Raw genomic sequence first — 9,147 nt, 5'->3', positions numbered from 1 at the left:
AGCTTATGCCAGCACCTTGGCTCGAGGCGCCACGTTGGCAACGATGTCTTGTCCAGCGTTCTGATTGGAATTGTGTATCCAGCGCGCACGCATCGGCTGCAAAACGAATTTCGCTGTGAGGCCGGCGGCGATGGTAAGTACCCCTGTGAAGATGAAAACCCGATCCCAGTTTCCTCCCACCGACAATACCGAAGCCAGCGGCACCAGCAAAGATGCGGTCCCTTTCGCTGTGTACAGCGTACCGGCGTTCCCCGCTGCGTTCTTGGCCCCAAAGGTATCTGCGCAAATGGCTGGGAATATTGAGAATATCTCGCCCCAGAACAAGAACACCAAGGCGGCAAACAGCATGAACGCATACGGGTCATGGCCGAAAAACATGAGTCCAAACAGGGAGAGTCCTTCACCGACAAAGACAATCAGCATGGTGTTTTCGCGACCGATCCGGTCTGATACGAAACCGCAAAGAGGCCGTGTAAAGCCATTGGCGAGATTGTCTATGGACATCGTCAATGTCAACAGCGGCAAGGTGACGAGTCCCAATAGCGACATCGGCAGCTTAGCCAGGCCATAATCTTTGGCGATCGGACCAAGTTGTGCGGTCGCGATCAAGCCGCCGGCTGCCACTGCTACAAACAACAGATATGTGAGCCAAAACACCGGCGTCTTTATCATTTGCTTGATCGTGTAATCAACCTTGCCGGTCACCACACGCGGAACCGCCGCAATTCCCTTGGGCGCCTTCGGCCTGACCATAAGCATCGCCAGTATGAAAATAGCAACGCCCTGAAAGATGCCGAAGGTCAGGAAGGCCTTTTCATACCCCGAAGTTTGGATCATGCTGGCAATGGGTATGACGGTAACTGCTGCACCCGCACCAAACCCGGCTGCCGTCAGTCCAGCTGCCAGACCGCGCTTGTCCGGAAACCATTTGAGCGCATTTCCGACACAGGTTCCATACACACAACCGGCACCGATTCCCGCGATCACCGCAGCAAAATACAGTTGTGGAAGTGTGGTGGCATATGAATCGATCGTCCAGCCAAGCGCGGCAAGAATGGCGCCGAATGCAATAACAGGGCGAGGACCATACTTGTCAACCAGCCAACCCTCAATCGGAACCAACCATGTCTCAACCAGGATGAAGATCGAAAACGACAATTGGATGGCCGACAGACCCCAATGGTTCTTGGCTTCCAACGGACTGACAAACAAGGTCCAGGCATATTGCAGGTTGGCTATTAACGCCATGCAAATGATGCCAAAAACAAGTTGAGCCCACCTATTGTGATAGCCCTTGGTAGGAACCCCGCCGTTCTCAGCAAACTGGTCGCTCTTCATAATTTCCATCTCTTTCGTCTTTGGTGTCATTTACATCTAATACCACTGGTATCTTGTAATCGTTTCGCCTACTTAGTGAGCACCAATCTCTCACTAGTCTGCTTGCCGACCAGATCGACCAGAGGAGGCAAAAAGCTTTGCCTATTAATTCGCAGGTGCCGCATGATTGCGGCTTCCTGCGGATGTAGTGATTGTGTGACAACGGTTGGAAATATCGTTGACCGCGGTCAATTTTGGGGGTTTTTCTGCTTGTGGTTTACCCCTATGGGGTTTCTAATTATGTGATTTCAGCATTTGGATCTGCCCGCCAGATTTTTCCATGGTTCTGGCTAGCGGCTTGACCATGGTATAGGTGGCATCGATGTGTAGCGTCGACAATGCGCTTTTTAAGCGTGACACGAAACTGGATGCCCATTTTGTTGGCGATGGTCTGCGCCTCGCTCATCCTGTTGGCAGCAATCTGGCGTGTGTCAGCAGGTGCTGAAAGAAGTCCACCAGGGTGGAGTGGGTCGGTGAACTGATGGGATTGAAGGTGAGACTGCCTCAAAGCTTGAGTCAGATCTCTGAGCAGATAGTGGCTTTGAGGGCAAAAATCACCATGTCCTGCGGGCCTGACTTGCCACCGTTGTTGCCTTGACATTGCTGGCTACGAGATCGAGATCGCAATTTTCATGTCGGGTAGCCCGGCAGATTCATGGTCCGGCGAGCCTGAGCCGTCAGGTGTTGCGGTTGCCATGCTGAAATCCTGCTTTCCGATGAGCGCGATTCTCATAAAACGGTTTCTTTAGACTGTAGTGGCCTTGGCTCCTAACGCAGCAGGAAATACCCGGCCAGAATGTAAAAGACAACTGAAAAAACATTTTTCAGGGATTGGATGTCCATGCCGTGGGCCGTGCGTGCCCCCACGGGCTGAGATCATGCTGACCAGCGCGATGAACGATCTGGCCCGGCAGATACAGATACCCGATCGATCCGGCAGGCATTGGCGGCAAGTCCTGACCCGCCCAGATGTATCCCAGCGTACCCGCCAGCACGAGGAGAAAGCCCAGCGCCGATGAGGTGGCGATGGCATGGTGAATCCTGACGTTGCACCAAGTCATGAAAGGTTTCGAGATGAAAGCGCCGGCGGCACCCACCAGTGCCGACAGCATGCCAATGAGCCACGCCCATCATGCGGGCGGTCATCTCCGGCGTCAACGGACTCCGGCAAATATCTGACAAGATTGATATGGGGCCGGACGACGGTTGGGCAGGGGATGAGTTTGCGTCCTGCCGCTGCGGGCAAACCATTGCCCGGCATGGGCGTCATGCGCTTCCAGCGGTCATGGCGTTATAGCAACGTGCTTTCGTTGTCTGGATGGCGTTGATCAGAAAGTCGGCTTCATACGCCTTGAGCAAGTGCGCCTGCTGGGTTTCCAGATAAATCCGGACGCGTTCCCTTTCTTCGGCGTTCGCCTGCAGATCACGGTGCGTACCGATGTCCCAGTACCAGGGCAGGCCGAGTTCGGTGAAGGCGACGTTGTAGGCGTTGCGTTCAATTTCGCCTGCATGGTCTGCAGGTCGCTGGTCAAGCGTGGTGTTGAGCATGGCAATTCCCCTTCTGACGTTTCACGTTACGGTCAATGTTTGTGTGCACAGAAGCACCAAACATGGAATGAATCGTAGATATGAAAAACGATTAGGTATAGTTAAATGATTTAATGCCAATCATTACTTGAAGGTTATATATGGATCGGATGTCCCCATGAAAAATGCGACCCTGCGCCAGCTCAAGGTGTTTGAAGCTGTGGCACGCAACTTGAGTTTTTCGCGTGCCGCTGAAGAGTTGTGTATCTGACGCAACCGGCGGTATCGACTCAAGTAAAAAAATTGGAAGAGCACGCGGGGCTGCCGCTGTTCGAGCAACTCGGCAAGAAAATCTACCTCATGCCGGCCGGCATCGAAATGCTGCACGCAAGCCGACTCATCATCCAGCAGTTTCATGATGCCGAGGCGGCCATGACTCAGTTCCGGGGCGTTTCAGGCGGCAAGTTGAATGTTGCGGTGATCAGCGCTGGCGACTATTTTTTCCTGAGGTTGATGGTGGAGTTTGCCGGTCGCCATCAGGGCGTGACGCTCAATCTGGCGGTTCACAATCGTGAAAAATTGCTGGGCCAACTGGCCGACAACCTGACCGATCTGGCCGTCATGGCGCGTCCTCCGCACGACATGGAGACGGTCAACGAGCCTTTTGCGCCCCATCCCTATGTGATTGTTGCGGCACCCGGCCATCCGCTGGCCTCCAAAAAGCGCATCCCCATCGCCAGGCTGGCGCGCCAGCCTTTTGTGATGAGGAAAAAGGGCTCGGATACCCGGCATTCAATGGAGGATGGTTTTGGCCGGCATCTGGCGGATATCAACATTGCCATGGAGATCAAGAGCACAGAGACCATTAAGCAAGCGGTCATCGCCGGCATGGGTATCAGCTTTCTGTCGGCTCATACCGTCAGTCGCGAATTACAGTCGGGGAGCCTGACTGTGCTAGATGTACAGGGTTTCCCGTTGATGCTGAACTGGTATGTGGTGCATCGAAAAAACAAGAGGCTTCCGCCCGTGGCGCAAGCCTTCCAGAGTTTTCTGATGAGCAATGGCGCTGCCCTGATTGAACAAACGCTTGAGTACAGACCCAAGCGTGCGAAATGATCAAGGCATGGCTTTGGGGCCGGATGCCGGCCCCAGCCCCAGCCCCTGTTCCCGGGCAAAGTCGGCTGCGCTCATTTTTTTGCCACCTTCTGGTTTGAGTTTGAGCACTTCAATCTGACCCCCATGCGCATTGATAAAGATGGAGGTGTCCGTGACGTTTGAAATCTCGCCCGGCTTGCCTTTCACATCGCCAAACTTTCGCACGGGGTGTTTTCGGCTGTCAAACAACCAGACGAGTCTGCCGTCCAGCGTGGTCCAGGCACCTGGTGCCGGGTTGCAGGCGCGGATGAGGTTGTAGACCTGGTCCACATGGTTGGCCCAGTTGATTCTGGATTCATCGGCCTGAAACCATCCTTCATAGGTGGCGAGTGATTCGTCCTGCGGCTGTTCCTGATGCTTGCCCGCGACCACCAGATCGGCGGCCTCCAGCAAAGCGGCCACGCCCTGTGGAAAAAGATTATTGAAGTAGACATCGCCCAAAGTGTCGTCGGGTCCGATGGGGCAGGACTTCTGAAGAATGACTGGCCCTTCGTCCAGGCCATCCGTGGGGCGGAAAATGGTGAGTCCCGTCTGGGTGTCTCCGCGCGCGATGGGCCAGTTAATCGATGAAGGTCCCCGGTATTGGGGCAGCAGCGATGGATGATATTGAATGGTGCCGTTCCTGGGGATATTCGTCAACGATTGCGGTACAAACTGCAGCACATAGGCCATCACACCCAGATCGGCATTCAGGCCGCGCATGGCTTGCTCGGCTTCCGCGCTTTTGAGGCTGGCAAACTGGAAAATTTTGAGACCTTGCGCCTCGGCGGCAACGCGCAATGCGTCCGGGTTTTCCCCGGGTTTTTCCGGTTTGCAAAACACAGCGGCGATCTCGTCACGGCGAGCTAGAAACGCTTCGAGCATAGCTTTGCCAAAATCTTGCTGACCGAAGATTACGATTTTCATAAAAGGGAATATAGGCCATAGTCGGATGTTTGCAGCAGCCCTGTACTTGCTTGAGCTTAACGCAACAGGAAATAAGCAGCCAGAATGTACAAGACAAATGCGAAAACTTTTTTCAGGGGTCGGATGTCCATGCGGTGGGCCGTGCGTGCTCCCAGCGGTGCGGTGCTCATGCTCGCCAGCGAGATGACGAGCAGGCCCGGCAAATACAAGTAACCGACGGAGCCCGGCGGCATTTGCGGCAACCCTTGTCCCGCCCAGATATAGCCCAAGGTGCCCGCCAGTGCGATCGGAAAGCCCAGCGCCGCCGAGGTGCCCACCGCATGGTGAATCTTGACGTTGCACCAAGTCATGAAAGGGACCGAGATGAAAGCGCCGCCGGCACCCACCAGTGCCGACACCATGCCAATAAGTCCGCCCATGCTGAACATGCCGATGCCGCCCGGCAGCGTGCGGCTGGGCTGGGGTTTGCGGTCGAGAAACATCTGGGTGGCTGAGAAAGCCACAAATATCGCAAACAGCACGCTCAGTACCTTGCCCGGCAGGGCTACGGCCACCTGAGCGCCAATCAGCGACCCGAGCAGGATGCCAGGTGCCAGCAGGCGCACGACATTCCACATCACGGCGCCGCGCTTTTGATGCGCACGCACGGATGAAAGCGAGGTAAAGCAGATGGTTGCCAGCGACGTGGCAACGGCCATCTTGACGGTGTAGTTCTGAGGATAACCCTTGGCCGTCAGGATGACAGTCATGAAAGGCACCATCAGCATGCCGCCGCCAATACCCAGCAAGCCCGCAAGAAAACCGGTAGTAAGGCCCAACATGGCAAGTTCAACGATCAGCAGAGGTTCGAGGTGCATGTGAGATTGCTGTGTGCGGCAGGACTAGCTGCAGCGGCCCGGTGAAGCAGGGAAACCACGGGAGCGGTCCGAAAACGGGGCGAGAAATAAGGTGTCTGCGAGTGCCACTGGACCGTCATCCTGAACCGGGGTTCAGGTGGGCGAGGGCAGTCAGGTTTCGGGCTCGTCTGACGCGAGACGATCACACCTGCCGGACAATTTACCAAGCCCGTGCTCGTGGAGCATTGGTTCAAGGAAATATAAAGCCCAGTGCGCATCGCAGACAATTTAATTGTAGACCTTTGTGGCCCCATAGGTTGGGAAGCATCAGGGAGCACCGGGCATTTCCGGGGAATACGACTCGGCGGTTTAAAGCAGGCGACCGTCAATACCCAAGGCGGCGTCCAGGCGCTGCAGCAACGTATCCAGCTGCGGGTGCAAGGCTTCGCTCGTGGCATCGGTCGGCGGTGGCTGGAGCTGCGCTGCAGCGGGCGCCGCCATGCCGTTGGCACTGCGCTCTGGAAGCTCAAAGGCAAGGTTCAGGGCGGCCAGCACCGCAATGCGGTCACGCGCCCTTGTTTTGCCGGCGTCGCGGATTTTGCACATGGCGGCATCGACCCTGCTGACGGCCTCAAGCAGGCGCGCGTCGCCGTTTTCGGGGCACCCCAGCAAGTAACTCTGGCCCATGATTTGCACTTCGAGCTGTTTCATCGCTCAGTTCCCTCTGGGGTTTGAAGGGTGTGAGCGCTGCTTTCGGGCAAACGCTCCAGCAAGGCATCGACACGGGCACGCGCGGCACTCAGCCGTGATTTGAGCGAATCGCGCTCGTGCGTCAGAACGCCGACCTGTTCGCCCAGCAGGGCATTGGTGCGTTGCAATTCCTCGTAGCGCAGCAACAGTCGTTCAACGCGTTCGGTGATCTGGTCGATTTGGTTTTGGTTCGACATGGCAATGGGGATTGTAGGGTTTGCGGTGTTTTGCCGCGTAGAATCTTGCCTGTTGGTGCTCGCAGTGTGGTTCACACGCTGCAGTTCAACGGGAAGCAGGAGGGAATCAAAGCCACCAGGTCCGGGTCAGCCCGGTCTTGCCAAGCGCTGCGATTTTTAACCTGCGCTGCCCCCGCAACGGTAAACGGACGAATGCTGCTCCTTTAACTTCACAGCCAAGGACACATTCAGCTTTCATCATTGGCCACTGAGCGTTTTGAACACGCGCTTGGGAAGGCGATGAGAGCAGTTCCGTCAGCCCGGATACCGGCCAACAAGGTGAATGCGCACGTCCATGATTTGGGCGCGCGTTCGTAACGCTCATGCACTGGCGGGGAAGCCGGTGAGGGCATTTTGTTGATTGTTGATCCCATGAAAACCTGTATTTCTCGTGCATGCCTTGCCGTGTTTCCGCTGGCTATGGCTGCTACTTCTACGGTGATGGCGCAAAACCAGCCGACCGCCTCGCTCAAAGAGGTTGTGGTGACGGCCAGCCGTGTGGCTGGGCCGCGCGAATCCCAGCCCTTCGGCACCAGTGTCATTACCGCTGAGGACATTCAACGCTCTGGCGCAGTGACTGTTAACGATGCCATCATGCGCATCCTGGGCGTGCCAGGGCGTCAGGATTCTTATGGTGGTGGAGACTATGCCCTGGACCTGCGAGGTTTCGGCAGCACATCCGATAACAACCAGGTCGTGATCGTAGACGGCATCCGCATCAATGAAGCTGATTTGGGGGGCACTCGACTGGCCGGTATTCCGATTGAATCCGTGGCGCAAATTGAAGTGATTCGCGGCAGCGGTGCTGTGCTCTACGGCGAAGGCGCGACCGGTGGCGTCATCATCATCACCACGAAGGCGGGAACAGGAACGGCTCGTAAAAATGCAGCGTCCTTGTATGCAGGGGTAGGCAGCTACGGCCTGCGAGAAGAGCGCGCCAATGCTACGCTTGCCAGCGGCGGGTTTTCGCTGGATATCAATGGCATGAACCGCAAGGCAGACAACCACCGTGACAACTTTCGCTCTGATACCGATGCCGTATCAGCTGTAGCGCAGTGGAGCAACGACTGGTTGCGTGTGGGCGCAAGCGTGTCGCAAGATGGGCTGGACACCGGCTTGCCCGGCTCGCTCACCGCTGCGCAGTACCAGAACAATCCCCGCCAGACCACGAGCCCTTCAAACAACGCCACGATCGATAACGTCCGAAGTGGGTTGCTTGCGGAGGCCGTCGTAGGAAATTGGCAACTAACAGCTGATGCTGGTTCGCGTGAGAAAAAGTTGCGTAGCCTGTATGTTTCCTCTTATGGCAGCTCGAACTATGACTACGATGTCAAGGCCACCAACTATGCATTGCGCGCCGTTCACAGTGCCAGCCTGTCCAAATTTTCAAATAAGCTCACGCTCGGTAATGACTACGCAACCTGGCAGCGCGATGTGCTGGGTAGTTACGGCTCCACAGCGACGCAGTCTTCACGTGCCTGGTATTTGCGCGATGAGCTCACTCTGGCGTCCACTGGGACCACGCTGTCTTTGGGACTTCGCTCAGAGCGCATCAGCAAAAATAATACAAATTCCTTGGTGGGGCTGGCTGACGATCAAAACGCCTGGGAACTTGGGCTGAGCCAGCCGGTTAGCAAAGAAGTGTCCATTTATGGGCGCGTCGGCCATAGTTTTCGCTTGGCTAATGTCGATGAGTTGGGCTTTACAACACCGGGACTGACTTTGCTGCCGCAACGCTCGAAGGATCTTGAACTGGGTTCACGCTACGCCTCGGGCCCCGTCAAGTTCGATGCCCGCTGGTATCGCAGCGCTTTGACCAATGAGATTGGCTACGATCCTTCAGCCATCGGGCCTAGCAGCCTGTTCGGCTTTAACGGCGCGAATGTCAATTTTGACCCCACTCGTCGTTCTGGCATCGAATTGGACGGGCGCTACGCTTACACGCAGAACCTTAGCCTCCGCGTCAATGCTGCGCTGCGCAAATCCACCTTTGAATCGGGTCCGTATGCAGGCAAAGATGTGCCGCTGGCACCGCGCGGCACGGCTGCACTGCATGCAGACTGGACACCCATGACAAACCACCTTGTCAGCGGGGGTGTGAACTGGGTGTCATCGCAGCATCCTGATTTTGCAAACCAGTGTTCCATGCCCGCCTACACCACGGCAGATGCGCGCTACGCTTACCAGTGGCAGAGCTTTGAAGTCTCACTCGGCATCAGCAACCTGTTTGACCGCAAGTTCTATACACAGGCTTATGGATGTGCCGGTGGCGTGACCACCGCAATCTATCCTGAAGCAGGACGTGCTGCCATCGCTGCGCTGCGTGTCAAGTTCTAAGGTCAATTTGCCATGAACGCCTG

The 9,147-nt window shown here is 56.1% G+C and carries 9 protein-coding genes, 1 other RNA gene, 2 pseudogenes and 1 riboswitch; of the genes and pseudogenes, 2 read left to right on the top strand and 10 right to left on the bottom strand.

Annotated features, from left to right (window positions below):
- Positions 1–3 precede the first annotated feature (3 nt).
- The 5 genes and pseudogenes from oxlT to B3F77_RS14060 form a co-directional block, all read right to left on the bottom strand.
- Positions 4–1,338 (bottom strand): oxalate/formate MFS antiporter, encoded by a 1,335-nt coding sequence (oxlT, locus tag B3F77_RS14075; protein WP_293605555.1) that lies wholly within the window; start codon positions 1,336–1,338, stop codon positions 4–6.
- A 367-nt stretch (positions 1,339–1,705) separates the two neighbouring features.
- Positions 1,706–1,881 (bottom strand): annotated as a pseudogene (locus tag B3F77_RS21015) (oxidoreductase); the annotation flags it as partial.
- A gap of 103 nt (positions 1,882–1,984) precedes the next feature.
- On the bottom strand, positions 1,985–2,110 hold the full coding sequence (locus B3F77_RS14070; protein WP_293605551.1) for a hypothetical protein: 126 nt from the start codon (positions 2,108–2,110) through the stop codon (positions 1,985–1,987).
- 91 nt (positions 2,111–2,201) lie between these two features.
- Positions 2,202–2,489, bottom strand: coding sequence for a sulfite exporter TauE/SafE family protein (locus tag B3F77_RS14065; protein ID WP_293605550.1), 288 nt, complete (start codon positions 2,487–2,489; stop codon positions 2,202–2,204).
- 154 nt (positions 2,490–2,643) lie between these two features.
- The gene (locus B3F77_RS14060) at positions 2,644–2,925 is read right to left on the bottom strand and encodes a hypothetical protein (RefSeq protein ID WP_293605549.1); all 282 of its coding nucleotides are present in this window, start codon (positions 2,923–2,925) and stop codon (positions 2,644–2,646) included.
- A 157-nt stretch (positions 2,926–3,082) separates the two neighbouring features.
- On the opposite strand from B3F77_RS14060, the pseudogene B3F77_RS14055 reads away from it, so the two are divergent.
- Positions 3,083–4,020: pseudogene (locus tag B3F77_RS14055) on the top strand (LysR family transcriptional regulator).
- Here B3F77_RS14055 and B3F77_RS14050 read toward each other — a convergent pair.
- From B3F77_RS14050 to B3F77_RS14035, 5 genes are all read right to left on the bottom strand, one after another.
- A complete protein-coding gene (locus B3F77_RS14050) occupies positions 4,021–4,965 on the bottom strand; it encodes a methionyl-tRNA formyltransferase (RefSeq protein WP_293605548.1) in 945 nt (314 codons plus the stop codon).
- Between the two features lie 56 nt (positions 4,966–5,021).
- Positions 5,022–5,822 (bottom strand): sulfite exporter TauE/SafE family protein, encoded by an 801-nt coding sequence (locus B3F77_RS14045; protein ID WP_293605547.1) that lies wholly within the window; start codon positions 5,820–5,822, stop codon positions 5,022–5,024.
- An 88-nt stretch (positions 5,823–5,910) separates the two neighbouring features.
- Positions 5,911–6,090, bottom strand: a non-coding RNA gene (gene ssrS / locus B3F77_RS21125) — 6S RNA.
- Positions 6,091–6,170: 80 nt separating this feature from the next.
- On the bottom strand, positions 6,171–6,512 hold the full coding sequence (locus tag B3F77_RS14040) for a cell division protein ZapA (RefSeq protein WP_293605546.1): 342 nt from the start codon (positions 6,510–6,512) through the stop codon (positions 6,171–6,173).
- Positions 6,509–6,748: a DUF904 domain-containing protein gene (locus B3F77_RS14035; protein WP_293605545.1), complete on the bottom strand. Its 240-nt coding sequence runs from the start codon at positions 6,746–6,748 to the stop codon at positions 6,509–6,511. Before B3F77_RS14035 ends, B3F77_RS14040 begins: the two co-directional genes overlap by 4 nt.
- A 37-nt stretch (positions 6,749–6,785) precedes the next feature.
- Positions 6,786–7,077: riboswitch (cobalamin riboswitch) on the top strand.
- An 82-nt stretch (positions 7,078–7,159) separates the two neighbouring features.
- On the opposite strand from B3F77_RS14035, the gene B3F77_RS14030 reads away from it, so the two are divergent.
- Complete coding sequence (locus B3F77_RS14030; protein WP_293605544.1) at positions 7,160–9,124, top strand: TonB-dependent receptor; 1,965 nt, start codon at positions 7,160–7,162, stop codon at positions 9,122–9,124.
- Positions 9,125–9,147 lie beyond the last annotated feature (23 nt).

Origin of the sequence: Polaromonas sp. UBA4122, from assembly GCA_002381615.1 — a bacterium.
GTDB lineage: Bacteria > Pseudomonadota > Gammaproteobacteria > Burkholderiales > Burkholderiaceae_C > Polaromonas.
This window is presented reverse-complemented; position numbering and strand designations above follow the sequence as displayed.